The sequence below is a fragment of the Listeria rocourtiae FSL F6-920 genome (genome assembly GCF_000525975.1).
GTDB classification, from domain to species: domain Bacteria; phylum Bacillota; class Bacilli; order Lactobacillales; family Listeriaceae; genus Listeria_A; species Listeria_A rocourtiae.
The window spans coordinates 15,418-41,475 of record NZ_AODK01000022.1; the positions used below are offsets into that span (position 1 = coordinate 15,418).

15 protein-coding genes and 3 pseudogenes are annotated in these 26,058 nt (G+C 41.2%); 14 read left to right on the forward strand and 4 right to left on the reverse strand.

The features are described from left to right. Positions 1-12 precede the first annotated feature (12 nt). The 9 genes and pseudogenes from rpoB to tuf all read left to right on the forward strand — a co-directional run bounded on the left by rpoB (position 13) and on the right by tuf (position 17,018). Positions 13-3,570, forward strand: coding sequence for a DNA-directed RNA polymerase subunit beta (gene rpoB, locus PROCOU_RS08255; RefSeq protein WP_036071371.1), 3,558 nt, complete (start codon positions 13-15; stop codon positions 3,568-3,570). Between the two features lie 577 nt (positions 3,571-4,147). Beyond that, positions 4,148-7,763 (forward strand): annotated as a pseudogene (gene rpoC / locus PROCOU_RS18845) (DNA-directed RNA polymerase subunit beta'). A 440-nt stretch (positions 7,764-8,203) separates the two neighbouring features. Then, the gene (locus PROCOU_RS08265) at positions 8,204-9,190 is read left to right on the forward strand and encodes an aromatic acid exporter family protein (RefSeq protein ID WP_036071372.1); all 987 of its coding nucleotides are present in this window, start codon (positions 8,204-8,206) and stop codon (positions 9,188-9,190) included. Between the two features lie 58 nt (positions 9,191-9,248). After that, on the forward strand, positions 9,249-11,279 hold the full coding sequence (gene pbp4 / locus PROCOU_RS08270; RefSeq protein WP_036071373.1) for a penicillin-binding protein PBP4(5): 2,031 nt from the start codon (positions 9,249-9,251) through the stop codon (positions 11,277-11,279). A 136-nt stretch (positions 11,280-11,415) separates the two neighbouring features. Next, positions 11,416-12,195, forward strand: a complete 780-nt coding sequence (locus PROCOU_RS08275; protein WP_051994291.1) for a gamma-glutamyl-gamma-aminobutyrate hydrolase family protein — start codon at positions 11,416-11,418, stop codon at positions 12,193-12,195. A gap of 271 nt (positions 12,196-12,466) precedes the next feature. After that, a complete protein-coding gene (gene rpsL / locus PROCOU_RS08280) occupies positions 12,467-12,874 on the forward strand; it encodes a 30S ribosomal protein S12 (protein WP_036071374.1) in 408 nt (135 codons plus the stop codon). Between the two features lie 36 nt (positions 12,875-12,910). After that, positions 12,911-13,381, forward strand: a complete 471-nt coding sequence (gene rpsG / locus PROCOU_RS08285) for a 30S ribosomal protein S7 (RefSeq protein ID WP_036065477.1) — start codon at positions 12,911-12,913, stop codon at positions 13,379-13,381. A gap of 75 nt (positions 13,382-13,456) precedes the next feature. After that, complete coding sequence (gene fusA / locus PROCOU_RS08290) at positions 13,457-15,547, forward strand: elongation factor G (RefSeq protein WP_036071375.1); 2,091 nt, start codon at positions 13,457-13,459, stop codon at positions 15,545-15,547. 283 nt (positions 15,548-15,830) lie between these two features. Continuing rightward, the gene (gene tuf / locus PROCOU_RS08295) at positions 15,831-17,018 is read left to right on the forward strand and encodes an elongation factor Tu (protein WP_036071376.1); all 1,188 of its coding nucleotides are present in this window, start codon (positions 15,831-15,833) and stop codon (positions 17,016-17,018) included. Positions 17,019-17,113: 95 nt separating this feature from the next. Here the strand turns inward: tuf and PROCOU_RS08300 are convergent, their stop codons facing one another. The 4 genes from PROCOU_RS08300 to PROCOU_RS08315 all read right to left on the reverse strand — a co-directional run bounded on the left by PROCOU_RS08300 (position 17,114) and on the right by PROCOU_RS08315 (position 21,112). After that, positions 17,114-18,094: a polyprenyl synthetase family protein gene (locus tag PROCOU_RS08300; protein ID WP_036071377.1), complete on the reverse strand. Its 981-nt coding sequence runs from the start codon at positions 18,092-18,094 to the stop codon at positions 17,114-17,116. Between the two features lie 18 nt (positions 18,095-18,112). Then, entirely contained in the window at positions 18,113-18,649 is a 537-nt protein-coding gene (gene eetB / locus PROCOU_RS08305; RefSeq protein WP_036071378.1) for a flavinylation system FAD exporter subunit EetB, read from the reverse strand. A 29-nt stretch (positions 18,650-18,678) separates the two neighbouring features. Then, positions 18,679-19,116: a NusG domain II-containing protein gene (locus PROCOU_RS08310; protein ID WP_036071379.1), complete on the reverse strand. Its 438-nt coding sequence runs from the start codon at positions 19,114-19,116 to the stop codon at positions 18,679-18,681. Positions 19,117-19,228: 112 nt separating this feature from the next. Further along, positions 19,229-21,112 carry an FAD-dependent oxidoreductase gene (locus PROCOU_RS08315; protein ID WP_036071380.1) on the reverse strand — a complete coding sequence of 628 codons (1,884 nt, stop codon included), beginning with the start codon at positions 21,110-21,112 and terminating at the stop codon, positions 19,229-19,231. Between the two features lie 396 nt (positions 21,113-21,508). Here PROCOU_RS08315 and pplA point away from each other — a divergent pair, with 396 nt between their 5' ends. The 5 genes and pseudogenes from pplA (at position 21,509) to rpsJ (ending at position 26,047) form a co-directional block, all read left to right on the forward strand. Further along, positions 21,509-22,405, forward strand: a complete 897-nt coding sequence (gene pplA / locus PROCOU_RS08320; protein ID WP_036071483.1) for an extracellular electron transfer flavoprotein PplA — start codon at positions 21,509-21,511, stop codon at positions 22,403-22,405. Positions 22,406-22,564: 159 nt separating this feature from the next. Beyond that, positions 22,565-23,642 (forward strand): annotated as a pseudogene (locus PROCOU_RS08325) (FAD:protein FMN transferase). Positions 23,643-23,657: 15 nt separating this feature from the next. Then, positions 23,658-24,617, forward strand: a complete 960-nt coding sequence (menA, locus tag PROCOU_RS08330; RefSeq protein WP_036071381.1) for a 1,4-dihydroxy-2-naphthoate polyprenyltransferase — start codon at positions 23,658-23,660, stop codon at positions 24,615-24,617. 20 nt (positions 24,618-24,637) lie between these two features. Then, positions 24,638-25,439, forward strand: a pseudogene (gene fmnA, locus PROCOU_RS08335) (FAD export ECF transporter transmembrane subunit FmnA). Between the two features lie 299 nt (positions 25,440-25,738). Continuing rightward, a complete protein-coding gene (rpsJ, locus tag PROCOU_RS08340) occupies positions 25,739-26,047 on the forward strand; it encodes a 30S ribosomal protein S10 (protein ID WP_025729837.1) in 309 nt (102 codons plus the stop codon). Positions 26,048-26,058 lie beyond the last annotated feature (11 nt).

The following is a 26,058-nucleotide window of genomic DNA, read 5'->3' on the forward strand; positions in this document are numbered from 1 at the left end:
AGGGTGAATGAGTTGTCAGGTCAACTAGTTCAGTACGGAAGACATCGCCAACGTAGAAGTTTCGCTCGTATTAGTGAAGTGTTGGAGTTGCCAAACTTAATCGAGATTCAATCGAAGTCCTACCAGTGGTTTTTGGATGAGGGATTACGTGAAATGTTCCGCGATATTTCTCCAATTGAGGATTTTGCTGGGAATTTGTCACTAGAATTTATCGACTACAATTTGGGAGATCCGAAATATTCAGTAGAAGAGTCGAAAAACCGTGATGCGAATTATGCAGCACCATTGCGTGTAAAGTTACGTCTTATCAATAAAGAGACGGGCGAAGTGAAAGACCAGGAAGTATTTATGGGTGATTTCCCGCTTATGACCGAGATGGGTACATTTGTTATTAATGGTGCCGAGCGTGTTATTGTATCGCAATTAGTACGTTCTCCGGGTGTTTATTTTAACGGGAAACTCGATAAAAACGGTAAAAAAGGTTTTGGTTCTACTGTTATCCCTAACCGCGGGGCGTGGCTTGAGTATGAAACAGACGCGAAAGATGTTGTTCATGTGAGAATCGACCGGACGCGTAAATTACCAGTTACTGTTCTTTTACGTGCGCTAGGATTCGGCTCCGATAGCGAAATTTTGGAATTAATCGGGGAGAATGATTACTTACGCAACACACTTGAGAAAGATAATACCGATAATGCGGACAAAGCATTGCTTGAAATTTACGAGCGCTTACGTCCTGGTGAACCACCAACAGTTGAAAATGCGAAGAGCTTGCTCGTATCCCGCTTTTTTGATCCGAAACGTTATGATTTAGCGAATGTTGGTCGTTACAAAATCAACAAAAAGGTGCATTTGAAGAATCGACTATTTAACCAAACGCTTGCTGAAACGTTAGTTGATCCAGAAACTGGTGAAATTATCGCGTCTAAAGGTGAAATTTTAGATCGTCGTAAATTAGATTCTATTATTGATAATCTTGAAAATGGCGTTGGGTTCCGTACACTTCGTCCCACTGATGGTGTGATGGAAGATAGCGTTGTTGTTCAATCTATCAAAATTTATGCACCGAACAGTGAAGAAGAAAAAATTATCAATGTGATTGGTAATGCCTACATCGATGAGAGTGTAAAACACATTACGCCAGCCGATATTATTTCTTCTATCAGTTATTTCTTCAACTTACTTCACGGAGTAGGGGACACAGATGATATTGACCATCTTGGTAACCGTCGTTTGCGTTCAGTTGGGGAACTTTTACAAAATCAGTTCCGTATTGGTTTATCACGTATGGAGCGTGTTGTTCGTGAGCGTATGTCGATTCAAGACATGAGTACGGTAACGCCGCAACAATTAATTAATATTCGTCCAGTAGTGGCATCTATTAAAGAATTCTTTGGTAGCTCGCAGTTATCACAATTCATGGACCAAACGAATCCACTGGCCGAATTGACGCATAAACGTCGTCTTTCAGCGCTTGGCCCCGGTGGTTTGACGCGTGAACGTGCTGGTTATGAAGTACGTGACGTGCATTATTCTCACTATGGGCGTATGTGCCCGATTGAAACGCCTGAGGGCCCGAACATTGGACTGATTAACTCCTTGTCATCATTTGCAAAAGTGAACAAGTTTGGCTTTATTGAAACACCATATCGCCGTGTTGATCCAGAAACGAACCGCGTAACAGATACGATTGACTATCTGACTGCAGACGAAGAGGATAACTATGTAGTGGCGCAAGCGAACTCCAAATTGGATGAGCTTGGTACTTTTACAGAAGAAGAAGTTATGGCACGTTTCCGTTCTGCCAATTTAGCTGTTGAAAAAGAACGTATCGATTACATGGATGTATCGCCAAAACAAGTAGTTTCGGTTGCGACGGCATGTATTCCGTTCCTTGAAAATGATGACTCCAACCGTGCGCTAATGGGAGCCAACATGCAACGTCAAGCCGTACCGCTTCTTAATCCGGAAGCGCCAATCATCGGAACAGGTATGGAACACGTTTCTGCCCGCGATTCTGGTGCTGCTGTCGTTTGTAAACATGATGGTCTTGTAGAACACGTAGAAGCTAGAGAAATCTGGGTTCGCCGTATTTCCGAAGTGGATGGCAAAGAAGTTAGCGGTGGCATTGATAAATATACACTGCGCAAATTTGTTCGCTCGAATCATGGTACGTGTTACAACCAATCTCCAAATGTTGCAGAAGGAGATCGCGTAACAAAAGGCGAAATTCTTGGTAACGGACCTTCGATGGACTCTGGGGAACTTGCTCTTGGTCGTAATGTTCTTGTAGCATTCATGACTTGGGATGGTTACAACTATGAGGATGCGATCATTATGAGTGAACGTCTTGTAAAAGATGATGTTTACACGTCGATTCATATTGAAGAATTTGAATCAGAAGCGCGTGATACAAAACTCGGACCTGAGGAAATGACACGCGACATTCCAAACGTTGGGGAAGATGCATTGCGTGATCTTGATGAACGTGGTGTTATCCGTGTCGGAGCAGAAGTAAAAGACGGCGACTTGCTCGTTGGTAAAGTAACGCCAAAAGGGGTTACAGAATTAACAGCAGAAGAACGTCTACTACATGCTATATTCGGTGAAAAAGCGCGTGAAGTTCGCGATACATCATTGCGCGTACCACATGGCGGTGACGGTATTGTCCTTGACGTGAAAATCTTTACACGTGAAGCAGGCGATGAGTTACCACCAGGTGTAAACCAACTCGTTCGCGTTTATATCGTTCAAAAGCGTAAAATTCATGAAGGCGATAAAATGGCCGGACGTCATGGTAATAAAGGGGTTATCTCTCGTATTTTACCAGAAGAAGATATGCCATTTATGCCAGATGGAACGCCAGTAGATATCATGCTTAACCCGCTAGGGGTACCATCACGGATGAATATTGGACAAGTACTTGAGCTTCATTTAGGTATGGCTGCTCGTTACCTCGGCATTCATATCGCGACACCAGTATTTGATGGAGCGAATGATGAAGATGTATGGAGTACAGTTGCCGAATCCGGTATGGCACCAGATGCGAAAACAACACTTTATGATGGACGTACAGGTGAACCATTCGATAATCGTATTTCTGTCGGTATTATGTACATGATTAAACTTGCCCACATGGTTGATGATAAATTACATGCTCGTTCAACAGGACCTTACTCACTAGTAACACAACAACCACTAGGCGGTAAAGCACAGTTCGGTGGACAACGTTTCGGAGAGATGGAAGTTTGGGCGCTAGAAGCATATGGTGCCGCTTATACACTTCAAGAAATCCTAACGATTAAATCTGATGACGTGGTTGGACGTGTGAAAACATATGAAGCCATTGTTAAAGGAGAAAGCATTCCAGAACCAGGCGTACCAGAATCCTTCAAGGTATTAATTAAAGAGCTTCAAAGTCTAGGGATGGACGTAAAAATCCTTTCCGCTGACAAAGAAGAAATCGAATTACGCGACCTAGAAGACGAAGAGTTCGGCGCTCAAAACGACGCTTTCAACATCGTATCTGAACCAGCAAAACCAGCAGGAATCATAGATTCGAATCAATAATAAGATGCTGAAAGAGCCCGTTAGCTCCGAAAAAAACTGGAGCGGCCGCAGTAAAAAGCCGTACTTGCTTTTTAAGGAGGGCGTGAAGTTTTCGAGGAGCTGGCTAAGAAGAAGGCAGTTTCATTGCATTCAACTGCATATTGAGGTTCTAAAAAAGCACATAACGCTTTTCAAGAACCACAACAAAGCTGGATTATAATAAGATGCTGAAAAAGTCCGTTAGGCGGGGTATGGAACAAATGCTCACGCTGTTCGCACTTGTATTGAGGTTCTAAAGCAGCAAAATACGCTACTTAAGAACCTCAACAACAATGCAAGATGCTAAAAATAGAACATGAATAACAAAAATGTTAGTTGGATAGAGAGCGCCGAACCAATTTTTTTGAATGGGTAAGACGCACATTCTGCTTTAGGCAAATTGAGCGAAAGCGGTTGTATTCAGTGATTGTTGTGGAAGCCGGAAGCGGAGCATGCTTACGTATGTGAGAACCGGAAGTCCGCAAGAATCACTGAATGCGAGCGCTTGTCGCCAATTTATATGGAATAGGCTATCCGCTAGAATTTAGGAGGTAGACCAGTGTTAGATGTGAAAAATTTTGAGTATATGAAAATAGGTCTTGCGTCTCCAGATAAAATTCGTTCATGGTCACACGGAGAAGTTAAAAAACCAGAAACAATCAACTATCGTACGCTGAAACCTGAGCGCGATGGGTTGTTCTGTGAAAGAATCTTCGGACCAATGAAAGACTGGGAATGTTCTTGTGGGAAATACAAACGTGTTCGCTATAAAGGCGTTGTTTGTGACCGTTGTGGCGTTGAAGTTACGAAGTCCAAAGTTCGTCGTGAGCGTATGGGACACATCGAACTAGCTGCACCTGTAACACATATTTGGTATTTTAAAGGTATTCCGAGCCGTATGGGACTTGCGCTTGACATGTCACCGCGAGCATTGGAAGAAGTTATCTACTTTGCTTCCTATGTTGTAACAGAACCAGGCGATACACCGCTTGAAAAGAAACAATTGCTTTCTGAAAAAGAGTATCGCGTTTACCGTGAGAAATATAGCCAATCATTCCAAGCAGGAATGGGTGCAGAAGCAATCAAAAAACTTCTTGCAGACATTCAGCTTGAAAAGGAAGTTGATGGCTTGAAAGAAGAATTGAAATCGGCACAAGGGCAACGTAGAACTCGCGCAATCCGCCGTTTAGAAGTTCTAGAAGCGTTTCGCCATTCTGGTAATGATCCAAGTTGGATGGTTCTTGACGTGCTTCCAGTTATCCCTCCAGAAATCCGCCCAATGGTTCAACTTGAAGGTGGACGTTTTGCGACAAGTGATTTGAATGACCTTTATCGTCGCGTAATTAACCGGAATAATCGTCTGAAACGTTTACTTGATTTAGGTGCGCCTAACATCATCGTGCAAAATGAAAAACGGATGCTCCAAGAAGCAGTAGATGCTTTGATTGATAATGGTCGTCGCGGTCGTCCTGTAACAGGGCCAGGTAATCGTCCCTTGAAATCACTATCTCACATGCTTAAAGGGAAGCAAGGTCGTTTCCGTCAAAACTTGTTAGGTAAACGTGTCGATTATTCTGGTCGTTCCGTTATCGTCGTAGGTCCGAACCTTAAAATGTATCAATGTGGGCTTCCAAAAGAGATGGCTCTCGAACTATTCAAGCCTTTCGTTATGAAAGAATTGGTTGGTCGTGGTCTTGCTCATAACATTAAGAGTGCAAAACGCAAAATCGAACGTTCTTCTCCTGAAATTTGGGATGTATTAGAAGAAGTTATTCGTGAGCATCCTGTGCTACTTAACCGTGCCCCTACTTTGCATAGACTAGGTATCCAAGCTTTCGAACCCACACTTGTTGAAGGACGTGCAATTCGTCTGCATCCACTAGTATGTACAGCTTATAACGCCGATTTTGATGGTGACCAAATGGCTGTCCATGTTCCACTATCTGCGGAAGCACAAGCAGAAGCGCGTATTCTAATGCTTGCTGCTCAAAACATTTTGAATCCGAAAGATGGTAAACCAGTTGTAACACCTTCTCAAGATATGGTACTAGGTAACTACTACTTAACGCTTGAACGTGAAGGTACAGTTGGTGAAGGTACAGTATTCACAGATATTAATGAAGCGCAATTAGCATACCAAAACGGTTATGTTCATTTGCACTCACGTATTGCGGTTGTTGCGGGCTCGATTGACAACGAAAGATTTACTGACGAACAGCGTAAGCAATTACTAATCACAACAGTTGGTAAGCTGATTTTTAATACAATTTTGCCGACTACATTCCCATATATTAACGAACCTACAAATTATAATCTAGAAGTTGAAACACCTAAGAAATATTTTGTAGATACAGGCGTTGATGTGAAAAAACATATTCAAGAACAAGAAATTGTCGACCCATTCAAGAAAAAAAATCTTAGGAAACATCATCGCGGAAGTATTCAAAAAGTTCCATATCACAGAAACATCTCGCATGCTTGACCGCATGAAAGATTTAGGTTTCAAAATCTCTACAAAGGCTGGTATGACAGTTGGTATCGCCGACATTTTGACGCTTGAAGAAAAGCATGACATTCTTGATGAAGCGCATGATAAAGTAGAGAAAATAACGAAAACATTCCGTCGTGGTCTGATTACAGATGACGAAAGATATGAACGTGTTATCGGTGTTTGGAATGAAGCGAAAGATGTTATTCAAGGAAAACTAATCTTGAGTTTGGATCGCTTAAATCCAATTTTCATGATGCAAGATTCCGGAGCTCGTGGTAATATTTCCAACTTTACACAGCTTGCGGGAATGCGTGGTCTGATGGCTGATCCATCTGGACGTATCGTAGAACTTCCAATCACATCGAATTTCCGTGAAGGTTTGACAGTCTTGGAATACTTTATCTCGACGCATGGTGCGCGTAAAGGACTTACTGATACAGCCCTTAAAACAGCCGATTCAGGGTATCTTACTCGTCGTCTCGTTGATGTGGCGCAAGATGTTATCATTCGTGAATACGATTGTGGCACTGACCGTGGTCTTGAAATCCAAGCTATCCGTGAAGGTACAGAAATCATCGAAGCATTGGAAGAACGTTTGGAAGGTCGCTATGCTCGTAAATCAATTAGACATCCAGAAACTGGCGAAGTTATCGTTGCTGAAAATGATTTGATAACAGAAGAGAAATCGCGCCGTGTGGTAGAAGCTGGAATTGAGCAAGTAACAATCCGTTCCGCGTTCACATGTAATACAAAACACGGAGTATGTAAAAAATGTTACGGTAAGAACTTGGCAACAGGAACAGAAGTCGAAGTTGGGGAAGCAGTTGGTATTATCGCTGCACAATCTATCGGGGAACCAGGTACACAGCTTACTATGCGTACGTTCCATACAGGTGGGGTAGCCGGAGATGATATCACGCAAGGTCTTCCACGTATCCAAGAGATTTTTGAGGCACGTAATCCTAAAGGTCAAGCGATTATTACCGAAGTTGAAGGTGAAGTTGTTTCTATTGAAGAGGCACGCGATCGTCAACAAGAAATCGTGATACAAGGTAAAGATGAGGACCGTCGCAGCTACAGTATTCCTTATACTGCGCGCCTTCGTGTCAAAGTTGGAGACATTGTTGATCGTGGAGAAGCGTTGACAGAAGGTTCAATCGATCCGAAAGCGTTGATTCGTGTTCGTGACGTTCTCTCCGTACAAGAATACCTACTTGCTGAGGTACAAAAAGTTTACCGGATGCAAGGGGTTGAAATCGGCGATAAACACGTTGAGGTTATGGTTCGTCAAATGCTACGTAAAATCCGCGTGATGGATACTGGTGATACAAACATCTTACCAGGTACATTAATGGATGTGCATACATTTACTGAGTCAAACCGTGACGCATTACTTGCCGGTAAACAACCAGCGACTGGACGCCCAGTATTGCTAGGTATTACAAAAGCATCCCTTGAAACAGACTCCTTCTTGTCTGCTGCATCATTCCAAGAAACGACACGAGTTCTTACAGATGCAGCAATCAAAGGTAAAACCGATGAACTACTCGGCTTAAAAGAAAATGTTATCCTAGGTAAACTGATTCCAGCCGGTACAGGTATTCACCACTACCGCAAACTGAAATCATCCGTACTAGGAAAAGAACAAGAAGTTGCCGAACTAGAAGAATCGAAACACTTATAAACAAGATGCTGAGCGCGCCCGTTCAGACCTGAAAGGGCTTGGAGCCTCCGGAATAAAAATCCTTTTTTGATTTTTGTGTAGTGAGGTGAAAGTACCGAAGGACTGGCGCGAGAAGCTCGATAAAACAAGATGCTGAGCATGCCCGTCAGGCCTGAAAAAGTTTGGAGCCGCCGAAGTAAAAGTCCTCTTTTGACTTTTTCGTAGGGGGCGAAAACTTCGAAGGACTGGCCTGCGAAGCTCGATATAGAATACCAAGAGACACCTGCGATTTATCCATTATTTCGCAGGTGTCTTTTTACTCTATTCTCCCATTTTAAAGTATCAATAAGACTATTGGAAATTTGTCAAGCTCCACTATGTTTGACTTCGCTATACTCAGCTTTTTAATTTCTACTACATAGTGTAAAATAAAAAAACGATAGGAAGAAGAGGTGAAAACGTTGAAAATTGGACTACGCACAGTAAAAACAGCTGTTGGCGCAACGCTTGCGATTCTTATCGCCGAGTGGTGGGGCCTTGAGTATGCAGTTTCAGCAGGCTTAATCACAGTTCTAAGCATTCAAAACACAAAAAAAGGATCGATACAACTCGCGCTACAACGGGTCTACTCAACGATTATCGCCCTAACAATATCTGCGATTTTCTTCATGCTGCTAGGTTTCAACGCGATTGCATTCGGCTTTTACTTACTCGTTTTCATCTCAATAGCAGCACGTCTTAAAGTAACAGATGGCATTGTTGTAAGTTCGGTACTTGTGACGCATATCTTAGTTGAGCAATCGCTCTCGCTATTCTGGTTTACAAATGAGATGCTACTCATGGCGATCGGTGCAGGAATTGGCATATTGTTGAACTTATACATGCCTAAAATGGACAGCGAAATGAAGCAACAACGACAAAAAATTGAGTCCGTAATGCGTCAAATTTTCTTTTGTTTTGCACAGGATTTGAAACGAGAACCACTTTATTTGGATGAAAAAAAGCTGATTAAGCAGTTGGCGCAGTATTTAACAGAAGCTAATGAACAGTCACGTCGCCATTTGGATAATCAGCTATTTGCGGATTCGCGATATTATATTAAATATATCGATATGCGGACAGTACAATTGCGCGTGATGAGGCAGATGAGTCAGTCGGTACGTGAAATTAGTATTTTGACGGAGCATGCAGAAAAAATGGCTAGCTTGGTTGAGAAAACCGCACTATCACTCTCAGAGCAGAATCCAGCGGAGGATCTGGTCGCAGATGTGAATCAGATACTTACTGATTTTCGTGAAAGTGAGTTACCAAAGACGAGAGAAGAGTTTGAAGGGCGAGCACTGTTGTTCCAATTTCTCAATGACTTGCGCTATTTATTAGAGTTGAAACGCGATTTTACGAAACAGTTTAGAGAAGAGAAAGAATTTTTAAAGATTAGTGCCGATTGAGCAATCCTTTGCTATAATAAAGAAGCAGTCAAAACAAGCTACAAATGGAGGGAACAAGGTGCGTAGACAAAAAAAGAGTAATAAGAAAGTAGTCTGGATAAGTCTCATCGTTGTTTTAGTGCTTGCTATTGGAGGGGCCGCGACTTACTATTTCATGAATAGCAGTGCGAAGAATGAGAAAATGGCAAACGAAGCTGCGGAGAATTTTACAACAAATATAAAAAAGCAGAATTTCGCAAAACTCTCGGATGATGTGACGAAGGAATCATTGAAAACGAGTGGTTTTACGGCGCAGGAAATGGAAGCGAAATATAAAACAGTTTACACAGGTATCGACGCGCGCGACATCAAGGTTTCTGACCTGAAAGTGGAGCATGACGATGCAAAAAATAATTATAAATTGACGTATAGTTTGGAAATGACGACGACGCTGGGCGAGATGGCGAAGCAGAAATATAGTGCTACGATTTCAAGTGAGGATGATAATTGGAAAATAGAATGGCAACCGAATTTAATTTTTCCAGGAATGGTGAAATCGGATAAAGTACGCTTGACGACAGATGAGGCTAAGCGTGGTCAGATTCAAGACGTGAATGGTAAAGGGCTCGCGATTAACAAAAATGTCAGCGAGGTCGGAATTGTTCCCAATGATCTTGGCGAAGGTGATGCCAAAGCAAAAAATTTGGAAGCGATTAGTAAAAAATTCGATATTCCTGTTGCTGATTTAGAAAAGAAGCTATCACAAAGCTGGGTACATCCGGATACGTTTGTGCCAATCAAGGTCCTAACAACAGGATCTCCTGTACAAATGACTGGTGTGAGCTACGCCACGATTGAATCGCGTTATTATCCGCTAAGCCAAGCAGCTGCACACTTGATTGGCTATGTTGGTGAAGTGAGCGCCGAAGATATCGAGAAGAATAAATTACTAAACGCTGGCGATATAATCGGAAAAGCTGGCTTGGAGCGTTATTATGACAAGGCTTTGCGTGGCGTTAATGGTGGGCGCATCTTGATTGTAAATGATGAAACAAAAGAGGAGACTGTTCTGCAACAAAATGAGAAAAAAGATGGCGACACGATTAAATTGACAATCGATAGCCAGATTCAGCAAAATGCTTTTAACGCGCTAAAAGGTGAGGTTGGTTCGGCGACAGTAATCAATCCTACAAATGGTAATCTCGCGGCGCTTGTGAGCTCTCCATCCTATGATACGAATCAGATGGTAGCAGGAATTTCAAGTGCAGACTACAAAAAATACACTGACGATAAAAAACTGCCATTCCTAGCTCGTTATGCTACACGCTATGCACCGGGGTCAACTTTTAAAACAATTACAGCAGCGGTAGGGCTTGAAAATGGAACGACAAAACCCGACAAAGTACGCGAAATTTCTGGTTTACAGTGGCAAAAAGACAAATCGTGGGGTAAATATTTCGTGACGCGCGTCCATGATGTCCCAAAAGTGAACATGGTTGATGCACTAGTGAATTCCGATAATATTTATTTTGCACAAGAAGGATTGGCAATGGGCGAAGCTAAATTCCAAGACGGCTTGAAAAAATTCGATTTTGGTGAAGAATTTGATTTACCATTTAACATGGAGCCAGCACAAATTTCCAACGATGGGATTAAATCGGATATTTTGCTTGCTGATACGGCTTATGGTCAAGGCGAATTATTGATGTCACCTATCCAACAAGCAGTAGCGTACACACCATTCGCTAATAATGGGAAGATGGTCTATCCGAAATTGAACACAGCAGAAGAGGCGAAAGCGGCAAAAGAACCGATGAGTGCAGAAACAGCGAACACTGTCAAAGTAGCTCTCGTACAAGCTGTTTCCAAACCAGAAGGAACAGCTCATAAACTCCAAATCGCGGGGCACAATATTGCCGCAAAAACCGGAACTGCCGAATTAAAACAAAAACAAGGCGAAAGTGGTCTTGAAAATGGATTCTTATTAGCATTTGATAGTGATCAGCCAAATTACCTCATGTTAGCTATGATTGAGGATGTGAACGGTCGTGGTGGTAGTGGGCTTGTAATTGATAAGATGAAGCCTGTTATTGAATCGTTTTATAAGTAAATGGGAAAGCTTGAGAGGTCTGTATGACTTTTCAGGCTTTTTTGTGTAATCACTTTACTTTCTGTTTGAAGCAAGGTATAATGGAAAAAATTAATTCCGAGTAAAAAGATGTGAATTTGAAAAGGGGGCAAAGTTGATGACTGCAATCATTGGCATTTCGGCGGCACAGTTAACGGTTCAAGTTTCAAATACGATTTCACGCAATGGTACTTATGTTGGTGGAGATTATGTATCGGTTGTGGCAGATAATGGTGCCGCACCGCTAGTCATTCCCGTCACAGATAAACGTTTTGTGAAGACTTTTGTAGACCAACTGGATGGACTTATTCTGTCTGGTGGACAAGACATCTCCCCCAAATTTTATGGTGCAGAGCCAGAGGCAGAACTTGGTGTTACATGCGAGAAACGAGACTCTTTCGAACTGGCCCTCCTTAAAGAAACTTTAGCGCAAAAGAAACCAATACTCGCGATTTGTCGAGGTGCTCAATTACTAAATGTTGCGCTTGGGGGAACATTGTATCAAGACACAAGCTGTATTGAAAATGCAAATTTACCACATATGCAACAAGAACAAGCTACTCAAGTAACGCATACTGTCAAATTTGAAAAGTTATCCCGACTTCATAGTATTTTCGGAAATTCAACACATGTAAATTCATTCCATCACCAGGCTATAGAAAATCTCGGAACCGGCTTGAAAATAACTGCAATCGCACCGGATGGAGTTGTAGAAGCTATCGAAAAACAAGGAGTTCCATTTGTTGTAGGTGTCCAATGGCATCCAGAACTAATCGCGAATGAGGAGGCATCCATGAACCGGCTTTTTCAGGAATTCGTAAGAAACGCTGAACTTGGCTCGTTAAAACAGTTATACAATCTACCATTTAACTTTAAAAAAAGTGTTCTAGCTCGCTGATGGTATTAAATAAATAATCACGAAAGATGCTTGAAGGCGTTGATGTAATCGACTGTTTCTAAGTATCTTTTTTTGTGGAAGAAATGTGGTCGAAATCCTTGACAATTCCCTACTAAGAATGGTACTATATCCAAGGTGCCTCTTCCTTCGTGACGAGGTATAGAAAATAGAAGCTGTTGTTAGGAATTCCCTATCAGCAATTTTATTTTAAAGAAAAAATGAACCACCTGGATGTGTGGCTCTAGAAATATCGGAAGGAGGAAACCAAAAAATGCCTACAATTAATCAATTAGTTCGCAAACCGCGTCAATCTAAATCTCAGAAATCTGATTCTCCAGCACTTAACAAAGGCCTAAATACTTTCAGAAGATCATTAACAGACGTATCATCTCCACAGAAACGTGGTGTATGTACTCGTGTTGGTACAATGACTCCGAAGAAACCTAACTCGGCTCTTCGTAAGTACGCTCGTGTACGTTTGACTAACGGACTTGAAGTAACTGCTTATATCCCAGGTATCGGACACAACTTACAAGAACATAGTGTTGTACTTATTCGTGGTGGACGTGTTAAAGATTTACCAGGGGTACGTTATCATATCGTACGTGGTGCTCTAGATACAGCTGGTGTTGAAAATAGAGGACAAAGCCGTTCTAAATACGGAACGAAAAAAACCTAAAAAATAAACTAAACTTATATGAAAGGAGGATATCCAATGCCTCGTAAAGGTCCTGTTGCTAAACGTGACGTATTGCCAGATCCGATGTATAATTCGAAATTGGTAACACGTCTAATCAATAAACTTATGATTGATGGTAAGCGTGGAAAAGCGCAAACTATCATTTATTCTGCTTTTGATATCATCGCGCAAGAAAGTGGAAAAGATCCTATGGAAGTATTTGACGAAGCAATCAAAAACATCATGCCAGTTCTTGAAGTAAAAGCTCGCCGTGTTGGTGGTGCTAACTATCAAGTTCCGATTGAAGTTCGTGCTGATCGTCGTACAACACTAGGTCTACGTTGGTTAGTTAACTATTCACGTCTTCGTGGAGAGAAAACTATGGTAGAACGTCTTGCACACGAGATTCTTGATGCATCTAACAATGCTGGAGCTTCCGTTAAGAAACGTGAAGATACACATAAAATGGCAGATGCGAACAGAGCATTCGCTCACTATCGCTGGTAAGATTCGTCTTATTCGCGCGACTAGGTCAACACTTGTTGCCTAACTAAATCGTTAATAATGGAAGGAGAAATACCCATGGCTAGAGAGTTCTCCTTAGAAAAGACGCGTAATATTGGTATTATGGCTCATATTGATGCTGGTAAAACCACTACTACAGAGCGTATCCTTTTCTATACAGGGCGTATTCATAAAATTGGTGAAACACATGAAGGTGCATCCCAAATGGACTGGATGGAACAAGAACAAGAACGTGGTATTACGATCACATCCGCTGCGACAACTGCGCAATGGAAAGGTCACCGCGTAAACATTATCGATACTCCAGGACACGTAGATTTCACGGTTGAAGTTGAACGTTCCCTTCGTGTATTAGATGGTGCTGTTGCCGTTCTAGATGCACAATCAGGTGTTGAGCCACAAACCGAAACAGTTTGGCGCCAAGCAACTACTTACGGGGTTCCTCGTGTAGTATTTGTCAACAAAATGGATAAAATCGGTGCTGACTTCTTGTATTCTGTAGGTACATTACATGACCGTCTGGATGCAAACGCACACCCAATCCAATTACCAATCGGTGCGGAAGATACTTTTGAAGGTATTATTGACTTAGTTGAGATGAACGCTTTGTATTATCTTGATGATGTAGGAAATGATCCTGAAATTCGTGAAATCCCAGCTGACTTAAAAGAGCTTGCTGACGAATACCGCGGCAAACTTATCGAAGCTGTCGCTGATTTAGATGAAGAATTAATGATGAAATATCTTGAAGGTGAAGAGCCTACAAAAGAAGAATTGAAAGCTGCAATCCGTAAAGGAACGTTGTCTGTAGATTTCTATCCTGTTGTATGTGGTACAGCATTCAAAAACAAAGGTGTTCAGCCAATGCTTGATGCAGTACTAGATTACCTTCCAGCGCCAACAGATGTTGCTGCTATTAAAGGTGTTTTACCAGATTCAGAAGAAGAAGCAGAGCGTCACCCAAGTGATGACGAGCCGTTCTCTTCTCTAGCGTTTAAAGTTATGACTGACCCTTATGTTGGTCGTCTTACTTTCTTCCGCGTTTACTCAGGTACTTTGAACTCAGGTTCTTACGTTCAAAACTCATCTAAAGGTAAGCGTGAACGTGTTGGGCGTATCCTTCAAATGCACGCAAATCACCGTGAAGAGATTTCAATCGTATATTGTGGTGATATCGCTGCTGCTGTTGGTTTGAAAGACACGACTACTGGGGATACACTATGTGATGAAAAGAATCAAATTATCTTAGAATCCATGGAATTCCCAGAACCAGTTATCTCGGTTGCTATTGAGCCTAAGTCAAAAGCCGATCAAGATAAAATGGGTCAAGCTCTTGCAAAACTTGCAGAAGAAGATCCAACATTCCGTACAGAGACTGACCAAGAAACTGGTCAAACAATTATCTCTGGTATGGGTGAGCTTCACTTAGATATCCTTGTAGACCGTATGAAGCGTGAATTCAAGGTAGAAGCTAACGTGGGTGATCCACAAGTTTCTTACCGTGAAACATTCCGTACAACTGCCGAAGTCGAAGGTAAATTTGTTCGTCAATCCGGTGGTCGTGGACAATATGGTCACGTTTGGATCGAATTTGGTCCTAACGAAGAAGGAAAAGGCTTTGAGTTCGAGAACGCTATCGTTGGTGGTGTTGTTCCACGTGAATACATCCCGGCAGTACAAGCAGGTCTTGAAGGCGCACTAGGAAATGGTGTACTTGCAGGATACCCGCTAATCGATATTAAAGCGAAATTATATGACGGGTCTTACCATGATGTCGATTCCAATGAAATGGCCTTTAAAGTGGCCGCTTCTATGGCTCTTCGTAACGCGGCTAAGAAATGTAATCCTGTCATCTTGGAACCTATGATGCAAGTTGAAGTAATTGTTCCTGAGGATTACCTTGGAGACATTATGGGTAACATTACATCTCGTCGTGGACGTGTAGATGGTATGGAGGCGCGCGGTAACGCTCAAGTTGTTCGTGCATTCGTTCCACTTGCAAACATGTTTGGTTATGCTACGTACCTACGTTCAAGTACGCAAGGTCGCGGAGTTTATACGATGCAGTTTGATCACTATGAAGAAGTTCCAAAATCTGTTGGTGAAGAAATTATTAAAGCCAATGGCGGAAACAACAAAGAAGACTAATCAGTGTGCCGACGAACGCTCATTTTCGTCGTTAATCCCTGCGTTACGGTGCTCATGTACAGTCGTACATTCCGCTCCGGTACTCGGTATTGCCTAGAATCTAAGCATTCGTCGGCACACTGAGGTTCGGAGATGCAGTCTTGTTAGGCGGGAAGAGAATGGTTCGAAATGCTATTGATTGCAAACTTTTGTTGTATCCTGTATAACTATAGTAACGAGATTCGCGCGGCATAGTCCGCGTGTTATCAATAATTTTTTTAAACATTAAGGAGGAAATTATAAAATGGCTAAAGAAAAATTTGACCGCTCAAAACCCCATGTTAACGTTGGTACTATCGGACACGTCGATCATGGTAAAACTACTTTAACAGCTGCAATCACTACTGTATTATCTAAAAAAGGTTTTGCAGAAGCTTCTGCATATGACCAAATCGATGGTGCTCCAGAAGAAAGAGAACGTGGAATCACAATCTCTACTGCACACGTTGAGTACGAAACTGATACTCGTCACTATGCACACGTAGATTGCCCAGGACATGCCGATTATGTTAAAAACATGATCACTGGTGCTGCGCAAATGGACGGTGGAATCTTAGTAGTATCTGCTGCTGATGGCCCAATGCCACAAACTCGTGAGCACATCTTACTTTCACGTCAAGTAGGTGTTCCTTACCTTGTTGTCTTCATGAACAAATGTGACATGGTTGATGACGAAGAATTGCTAGAATTAGTTGAAATGGAAATCCGTGATTTATTAACTGAATACGAATTCCCAGGCGACGACATTCCTGTAATCAAAGGTTCTGCTCTTAAAGCTCTTCAAGGTGAGCCTGAGTGGGAAGAAAAAGTTAACGAACTTATGGACGCTGTGGATAGCTATATCCCAACTCCAACTCGTGACACTGACAAACCATTCATGATGCCAGTTGAGGATGTATTCTCAATCACAGGTCGTGGAACTGTTGCTACAGGTCGTGTTGAGCGTGGCCAAGTTAAAGTTGGTGACGAAGTTGAAGTTATCGGTTTAGTTGAAGAAACTAAAAAAATCGTTGTAACTGGAGTAGAAATGTTCCGTAAGTTACTTGATTATGCTGAAGCTGGCGACAACATCGGTGCACTTTTACGTGGTGTTGCTCGTGAAGAAATCCAACGTGGCCAAGTATTAGCTAAGCCAGGTTCGATTACTCCTCATACAGTTTTCAAAGCTGAAACTTATGTTTTGTCAAAAGAAGAGGGTGGACGTCACACTCCATTCTTCAATAACTACCGTCCACAATTCTATTTCCGTACTACTGACGTAACAGGTGTTGTTACACTTCCAGAAGGTACTGAAATGGTTATGCCTGGCGATAACGTTGAAATTTCAGTAGAACTAATTGCACCAGTTGCGATTGAAGAAGGTACTAAATTCTCTATCCGTGAGGGTGGACGTACTGTAGGCGCTGGAGTAGTAGCGACTATCTCTAAATAATTTCAAATGAAAATCCGATTCCTCATTTTGGGGAGTCGGATTTTTTTCTTTGTCGATTTATTCTAGAAAAAAAGAAACACATAGTCTGTACGGGACTAAATGTTCCTTTTTAAAATGGAGGATGTTAGGTCATACATTTGATCACGATAAGCACCAACTGGTAGTTTTGTGATTTCACGCAATGCCTTTTTAGTATATTTATCAGCTAGCATGAAAGCCTGTTCCACGCCTTTGTATTTTTCTATGAGGTCAAGAAGGTTTTCAAGGTCAGCATCAGACATATCGAGTTGCTTTTCTAGTAGTGGTTGAAATTCAGGTTGGTGTTTTTGCATGGCATAAATGAGTGGGAGAGTGTAAACGCCTTGTTTGACATCGTTTAGGACTGGCTTTCCAAGACCGTCATTGGAGCTCGTGTAGTCAAGCACATCATCGATGATTTGGAAGGCCATCCCGAGATAGTGCCCAATATTCCAAGCGTTGCGGGTCTGCAAACGAGTTGCCTTACTCTGTGATGCTCCTGAAAAAGTGCTTAAAGCAAAGAGTTGGGCGGTTTTTCCTGATATACGCGACAAATATTGGCGAACAGTCACATTAATATCGTAGCGCATCCGCATTTGATCTAACTCTCCCATTAGGATTTTTTCGATGTTCTTGCTGTTAAATTCGATGTTCTCAACAGAGCTAGCATGACTCGATAAGATTTTGAAGCAGATACAAAACAAATAATCACCGGTGTAAACGGCATAGTTACGACCGTATTTTGAGTGAATCGTTGGAATGCCGCGTCTTGTCGGAGCGTCATCCACGACATCGTCATGAATTAGCGTTGCCATATGTAATACTTCTAGGGCTCCGGCAACAGCGATTGCGCGATCTCGATTCCATTCTGGCCCAATCTGTGCCGCGAGCATAGCATAAGCGGGGCGCAATAATTTACCACCAGCATGAATCAAGTCTTTCACATTCTTCTCGACTTGCTTATCTTTGATTTGAATACTTTTTTCGATAGTCGTGAGTACGTCCTTCAAATCTGTTTGAAGATTTGGATAGGCATCCCACATCGGGTGAAGTTGCATAATTCATCCTCTTTTCGCTTAGTTTTGAATAGGTTCCTTAGTTTTATTAAAGGCGCGTAGCGTTTGTACATTTTTAATTAAATAATTGGCTGCAATTCCAACTGCAATTCCTGATAATATCCCGATAAACGAAAGGACAGGTAGATACAACATAACACTCCAGCTACCAGCAATCCAGCTTGCAATCACGAGTTGACCAACGTTATGAAGAATCCCTCCAGTTGTGCTGACGCCGATAATACTAACACGTTTAGGCCCTAGTTTTTTCACCAACCACATACCGCCAAAGCTTAAAATAGCTCCAGCTGCGCTATACATAAATGTCGAAATCGTTCCTCCGAGCAGTGTTGCGAGCACAAGCCTGATACAGACAATCATAAAAGCATCTTTTGTGGATAGCGTGTACAAGGAAATACACGTAATAATATTTGCTAAACCAAGCTTTGCACCAGGCGCAAAAGCGAATGGAAATGGTATCGCGCGTTCAAGCAAGCTAATGACAACAGCCTGAGCTGCAAGTAAAGCAATATAAACAAGGCGCTTATTTTTAGTCATGTACACACCTCCTTTTTTTCGAAATAATCTTATGAAGGAATAACAATCCCATCATCCGGCTCTGTTTCACCAGTGGATGATTGAACTTCGATCACGACCTTATGCGGCAAACAAACAATTGTCTGGCCAAGCTTTCCAATTGCGCCGACTCGGACGCAAACCTGATCATTACAATTCGCAGCACTAATCCGGATCCGCTCGTCCTTCACTTCAATCTCGTTATAATCTCCATCATCTGCGAGCACTTTAAACGTATCCACACCTTTATGACCAGTCAAATCCACACGCTTATACTCCTTACCATCAACTTTAATCACAGCAACTAGTTTCGACTCCGAACCAGCAGGTGAGGTAGGTTCTTGTGATTTTGCATAAGTAAAAATAGCTAGAGGCAAAAAAGAAAGCAGGGTCAAAAGTACAACAATAATGACATCCCAACGCTTGACCATATGTAAGTATTCCTTCACGTTCTTTTCCCCCTCTAACTAGCTTTATGTTCATTGTAATACACTCTGGCAAAAATATATAGCGAAAGGCAGTTTTTTTTGCTGCCTTTCGCTATGTTTAAATCTTATACAGTTACTTATCGCGATAAATGGAACTTTCCTTACCGTACCACCAACGTCCGAGATGTTTTTGGAACCAAGGCATAGCCCAATAATCTAAACCGAATGTACGTCCAGCACCATTTAGTAAAGCGATTGAAGCCGGTAATGCCCAGAATTTATCCCACCCAAGCATGGCACAAAGTGTGAACATTACTAGGAATCCAGCGCTTCCGATACTAGCTAACCAAGTAAATAGACCAACAACAAGCGCAAGACCAATGGCAAGCTCTATGAACGGAACGACTTTTTGCATGAAGAGAGCAACGTCGAGGTTTGGCATGATAAGTTTCATGATCCATTCAAACCAACCAGGCATATGACTGAAAATCGGTGTTGTTACGTTTGTTGCGGCGGCCCCGGCTGCATCACCGGCTGCCTGAGATGCACCAGATGTGGCGTCTGTTTGTAACCATTCAAATGGCATTTTTGAAGTTGTAGCAGTTAGCCATGAATCAGGTCCAAGTCCTTGGAATAATGGCTTCAGGTTCGTTAGGCTAATTTTATCCCACGTTGTCTCACCGTAAATCTTAGATAATGCCTCATCAACCCAGAACCAACCAAGATAAATACGAAGTGGCAATGTCCAAAGTACGTTACCATAACGAGAAGTCCAACCTCGGAAAATATTCCGATTATCTCTAATATGGAAAAATTCATGTGAAACGTATTGTGCCATATAATAGCCACTGCGGATTCCGAAGAAGTAATAAAGGTTGACCATGTGCTTCATGAAAATCGCGAACCAACCATGTAAGCGCAATCCACCCAGGTTAGCGACACCATATTTGGAGCCAATCGAAACCATGACACCGTGATATTTTCCTTTATAAGCTTCTTTTTCTGTTCCGCTGATTTCCGCGATAATGCTTTTTGCAGCGGTCATACCAGTTTGCTCAGCAGCTTCTACGATTTGAGGCGTTGGCTTGCCTTCTTCCTCTTCGTAATAAGCCAAGTCACCGATAACGTATGTGTTTTCGAATTTCTCAGCTTCCATGTATTCATTCACTTTCAAACGACCAGCACGCGCAGTTTCCATCCCATAATCTTTCGTATCAGAATTTGCACGAACACCAGCAGTCCAAATCAATGTGTGCGTTGGAATTTCATCGCCGGATTTCAATACAATGCTTTCCGCCTTAACTTCAACGATTGCGGCATCTTTCATAATCTTGATGCCTTTTTTCAGCATGAAGTCTTCCGCTTTTTGGGCATCTTTCCGGTCTAGCATGTTCAGAATCGTTGGTGCCGCTTCGACAACAATCAATTCAATTTCAGAAACATCAACCTTGTTATCTTTTGCAAGACGTGTTTTCCAGTCAAGCAATTCCCCGACCATCTCGATTCCAGTAAAACCCGAACCACAAATGGCAAAAGTTAGCATGGCTTTGCGTTTTGCTACGTTTTGCTCTTCGGAAGCATCATGCACGACCGTCTCGATATGTTCGCGCAATTTAACCGCGTTTTCCCAAGACCAAAGCGTGAAGCCATGTTCACTAACACCAGGTGTCCCGAAATCATTAGGTTCGCCCCCCATACCAAGAACAAGGTAATCAAACGGGTAGCTGCCATGTTCTGTCGTCACTGTTTTTGTTTCGTGATCAACGTGCGTTACGTTATCTGTCACTAATTTCACTTTCGTACGGTTAAACAAATGGCGTAAATCGTACTGTATCGCTGTTGGTTCAACACGTCCTCCAGCTACTTCATGTAATTCAGTCATCATCGTGTGATATGAATGTCTATCAATTAACGTGATGGTAACTGATTCGTCTCTCTTGTACTTTTTCGCTAATTTCTTAGCTGCATGTACACCTGCATATCCCGCCCCTATTAATACAATATTCTTTTCAGGCATATGCTTTCTCAACTCCTTGTAAGTATATTCACAAAAATTATAAGTCCTACGTCTAAAACTCTTAACTAGTAATAACATCACTCAGTTTAACAGATAGTAGAAATGCTGTCTAGGGTCTTTACCCTCAAAAATTAGGAAACAAACGCGATATTATAGGTGAAAACCTTCACAGGGCAACAAACACCATTTGAGTGGTAAAAATTTTAAAGAAGTATTACAAATTATGAAAGAGTGGACTTTCTGAAAATTCTTGGTTTTTAAATCATGCATACTGTGTGTAGACAAATTGAGACAATAATGTTATATTTAAGTGGAATTGAGGTGAGCTTGTGTTTTCGTGCACTTTCCATTGTTCATGTCATCACAAGTAATATTTTAAAAGGTGGGAGCAAATTTATGAAGAAGAAAAAGTTGGTAATGGCCCTGACGGCAGTAATGGCTTCAAGCATGTTATTGGTAGCATGTGGTAATGATAATAGCAATGATAATAAGTCTAGTGACAGCAAACAGTCAGATACAACAAAAACAGCAGGTAAAACAGATGGCACAATGACAGACGGTACTTATAAATTGCAAGAGAAGAACTTCGATGATAAAGGTTGGAAAGGATTTATGACAATTACCGTTAAAGATAATGCAATCACAAAATCTGATTATAACTATGAAAATAAAGATGGTAAGCTAAAAACAGATGATGCTGATTACGAGAAAAATATGAAAGCTAAAGTTGGTACAGGTCCACAAGAATACATCCCAGCATTGAACGATTCTTTAGTTGCCAAACAATCAGCGGCAGACGTTGAAGTAGTAACGGGCGCAACTCATTCATCTGATTCTTTCATCAATTACTCTAACCAATTGATTCAAGCAGCGCAACGTGCAGATACAGCGACAATTGAAATCAACAATGGTGCTACACTACAAGACGGTAAATACTCATTAGAAGAACAAAATTACGCGCATAACTACCGTTTGGTGTTCAATATGGAAGTAAAAGATGGTAAGATTACATCATCTGACTACAACTATGTAGACAAAGACGGTAAGAAGAAAACAGATGATGCTGACTATGAGAAAAACATGAAATCAAAAGCTGGTGTAGGTCCACAAGAATATATTCCAGCACTTAACAAGGCTCTTGTTGACAAGCAAAACCCAGCTGATGTTGCAGTAGTTACAGGTGCAACAGAATCTTCTAACTCATTCAGAATCTATGCGGCACAACTTTACAACGCAGCACAATCTGGTAATACAGATATGATTAAAGTGTATAACAAAGTAGAAGCTGAATAAGCAAATAGCAATAAAAATGAAGGGCTTCAGGGCGAAATCTCTGGAGTCTTTTTGTCCGCATAACACACGGTTTTCTTGACAACACTACCAATCACCGATACGCTAAAATAGCGATAAACAGATTATATTTATTCCAAAAACGGAAAGGTGCCATTTATAATGAAGAAATTGTATATGTTAATAGCGCTCGTACTTTTAATGGCTATTGTGACTGCTTGTGGCAATAATGATACGAAGAAAAGCGAAGCATCCAAAGATGAGAGCTCAGAATTAGTTTCTCAGCCATACACAAAAACAGATTTTCTTATGGGAACAATCAACGTAGTAAAGATTTATGATAAGGGAAAAGAGGATGTTCTTCTCAAAGCCTTTGACCGAATTAAAGAGCTTGACAAGCAAATTACAACGAGCGATAGTGCTAAAACATCAGAAGTAGATAAAGTGAATTTGGCTGCTGGGAAAAATCCAGTGAAGGTGAACGATGATGTTTACTATCTTATTAAGGAAGGTTTGAAATACAGTGCAAGCTCAAGTGGTAGCTTTGATATCACGATTGGTCCACTGACTTCTCTGTGGCATATCGGTTTTGATGATGCTAGAAAGCCAAGCCAAGCAGAAATTGACGCGGCTTTACCATTAATTGACTATACAAAAGTAAAGTTAGATGACGCTAAAAAAAACCGTATACTTAGAAGAAAAAGGCATGGAGATAGACTTAGGTGCGATCGCCAAAGGCTATATCGCGGATGAAGTGGCTAAAGTCTTAGATGAGAATAAAGTAACGACAGCTATTATTGATCTTGGAGGAAACATTATTGTCAAAGGGGACAGTCCTAAAGGCGGTGATTGGGTTGTAGGTATTCAAGATCCATTCGAGTCTCGCGGCACAGTCATTGGTACTATTCCGGAAGCAAATAAATCGATTGTTACATCTGGGATTTATGAGCGTTACTTGGAAGTAGACGGCGTAAAATATCATCATTTATTGGATCCGAAAACTGGCTATCCTTTCGATAATGACATTGCAGGCGTATCGATTATTTCTGAAAAATCGATTGACGGTGACGGCTTATCAACAGCAACGTTCTCAAAAGGTGTTCAAGGCGGCCTTGATTTTATCGAAACATACAAGGGTGTTGAAGCAATTTTTGTAAGTAAAGAGAAGAAGGTCTATATCACATCCGGTTTGAAAGGGAAGTTTAAGTTAACGGATAAAAACTTCCAACTGGCTAATTAAAAAGGAGTGTAGGGCGTGTCGATACCAGCTTTTTTGAAATTGGTAGAAATTCAGACGAAAATCGCGAGTGTTTTTCCATTTGTTATAGGAACTTTATTCGCGGTATATCAATATAGCTTATTCAATTGGAAAAATACACTGATTTTCTTTAGTTCAATGCTAATTTTTGATTTAACAACAACGGCGATTAATAATTATATGGACTATCGAAAAGCAACGAATAATCATGATTACGACTATCGCACGATGAGCAATGTTATCGGACAGGAGAGAATATCAGAGAAGACGGTAATTAGCACGATTTTTGCGATGTTTTTCATAGCGAGTGGGCTAGGAGTTTGGCTTGTTATCGAAACTGATTTGCTCGTTTTACTAGTCGGTTTTATCTGTTTTTGTATTGGTATTTTATACACATTTGGTCCAGTTCCGTTGTCACGTATGCCATTAGGTGAAATCTTTTCGGGGGTGACAATGGGGTTTGGCATTGTCTTTCTGGCGATTTATGTGAACGCATATGATGATGGCATTGCGAATTTAATTTGGTCAGGAGAATGGATTACAGTGAAGGTGAATCTGGTTGAAATCATCCGAATTGCTATTGTATCCTTACCATGTATTTTCACGATTGCAAACATCATGCTAGCTAACAATATTTGTGATTTGGACGAAGATATCCGCAATCATCGCTATACGCTACCATACTATATTAGTAAAAAATATGCGGTAATCCTTTTTAACGCCTTATATTACGCTTCGTTTATAGCTATTGTAATTTCCGTAATCATCGGTTACCTAAGTCCGATTATGCTCATAACACTCCTCGCGATTATTCCAGTATTTAAAAACTTAAAGAAATTCAACATCGAGCAAGTCAAAGCGAGAACATTCGTTATTTCCATCAAAAATTTTGTTATCACAAACAGTGCAATTATCTTTTGTCTAGTTGCAAGTTTAATCTTTAAATACAATATATAATGAGAAAAGAGGGATTTCCAATGCTTGATAAATTAATATTTGGGCGCTTCATACCTGGGGAATCCCTTATTCATCATCTAGATGCAAGAACAAAATTAATAGCAGGTTTTTATTTCATTGGTATTCTATTTTTAGCGAATAACTGGCAAACTTATGCTTTGCTAACGCTATTCACATTTTTGGTTATCCTAATGACAGGTATCTCTTATCGCTTCTTCATAAAAGGAGTCAAGCCTTTAATCTGGCTCATTCTATTCACTGTTTTACTACAAATGCTATTTACAAGCGGCGGAACCATTTACTTTAATTGGGGACCATTTGCAATCTCCTCGTTTGGCATAGTTAATGGAATATACGTGTTTATTAGATTTGTACTGATTATCTTCATCTCGACGGTAATCACACTGACGACAACGCCTATGGATTTGACAGGTGCGATTGCCTACATACTACGGCCGTTCAAAATTTTTTAAAATGCCTGTTCAAGATATAGCACTGATGATTTCCGTAGCATTGCGATTTATCCCTACATTAATGGAAGAAACCGATAAAATTATGAAAGCCCAGCGCGCTCGAGGTGTAGATTTTGGCGAGGGAAATTTATTCGAACAAATGAAAGTGGTTGTGCCAATATTTATCCCACTGTTCGTTAGTTCTTTCAACCGGGCTGAGGAACTAGCAAATGCAATGGAAGCAAGAGGCTATCAAGGTGATAAAGAAAGAACTAGATTTCGTATCTTGCAATGGCACTTGGGCGATTTAATAGCCGCTCTCGCATTAGTCGCTCTAACTATGGCATTAATTACATTAAGAATCTCCTGAAAGGTCACGAATCAGCTCGTTGATTTGTGGCTTTTTCGTATCTAAAAGCTTGAAAGTAGCAATAAAAAAAGTTTTTTCACAAAATCGTTGAAATTACTAGGGCAGACGTGTATAATAGATAAAGTGCAAATGAACAGGCATTGTTCTGTCTATTTCGTGCAATACCCCCAGTAGTTGGGGCTGTAGATGTGATGAAGTGAGAGGTTGCTGACACACCCGGCCGCTTTGCCATGGCGAGTGTTCAGGAGATTTTCACGGAGAATGTCTATTTTAAAAGTAGGCGAGAAGGAGGGAAAATAATGGCAAAACAAAAAATTCGTATTCGTTTAAAAGCGTATGATCACCGTATTTTGGATCAATCGGCTGAGAAAATTGTAGAAACTGCGAAACGTTCTGGTGCTTCTGTATCTGGTCCGATTCCATTGCCAACAGAGAAATCTGTCTACACAATCTTACGTGCGGTTCATAAATACAAAGATTCACGTGAGCAATTCGAAATGCGTACACACAAACGTTTAATCGATATCGTTAATCCAACACCACAAACTGTTGATAGCCTTATGCGTTTAGACTTACCAAGCGGTGTGGACATCGAAATCAAACTATAATATTAGAATCT

Excerpts from the sequence above, each read along its gene's own strand:
- rpsG (WP_036065477.1), top strand. The coding sequence starts at position 12,911 with ATGCCTCGTAAAGGTCCTGTTGCTAAACGTGACGTATTGCCAGATCCG.
- pplA (WP_036071483.1), top strand. The coding sequence starts at position 21,509 with ATGAAGAAGAAAAAGTTGGTAATGGCCCTGACGGCAGTAATGGCTTCA.
- PROCOU_RS08315 (WP_036071380.1), bottom strand. The coding sequence starts at position 21,112 with ATGCCTGAAAAGAATATTGTATTAATAGGGGCGGGATATGCAGGTGTA.
- fusA (WP_036071375.1), top strand. The coding sequence starts at position 13,457 with ATGGCTAGAGAGTTCTCCTTAGAAAAGACGCGTAATATTGGTATTATG.
- tuf (WP_036071376.1), top strand. The coding sequence starts at position 15,831 with ATGGCTAAAGAAAAATTTGACCGCTCAAAACCCCATGTTAACGTTGGT.
- rpsL (WP_036071374.1), top strand. The coding sequence starts at position 12,467 with ATGCCTACAATTAATCAATTAGTTCGCAAACCGCGTCAATCTAAATCT.
- eetB (WP_036071378.1), bottom strand. The coding sequence starts at position 18,649 with ATGACTAAAAATAAGCGCCTTGTTTATATTGCTTTACTTGCAGCTCAG.
- rpsJ (WP_025729837.1), top strand. The coding sequence starts at position 25,739 with ATGGCAAAACAAAAAATTCGTATTCGTTTAAAAGCGTATGATCACCGT.
- PROCOU_RS08275 (WP_051994291.1), top strand. The coding sequence starts at position 11,416 with ATGACTGCAATCATTGGCATTTCGGCGGCACAGTTAACGGTTCAAGTT.
- PROCOU_RS08300 (WP_036071377.1), bottom strand. The coding sequence starts at position 18,094 with ATGCAACTTCACCCGATGTGGGATGCCTATCCAAATCTTCAAACAGAT.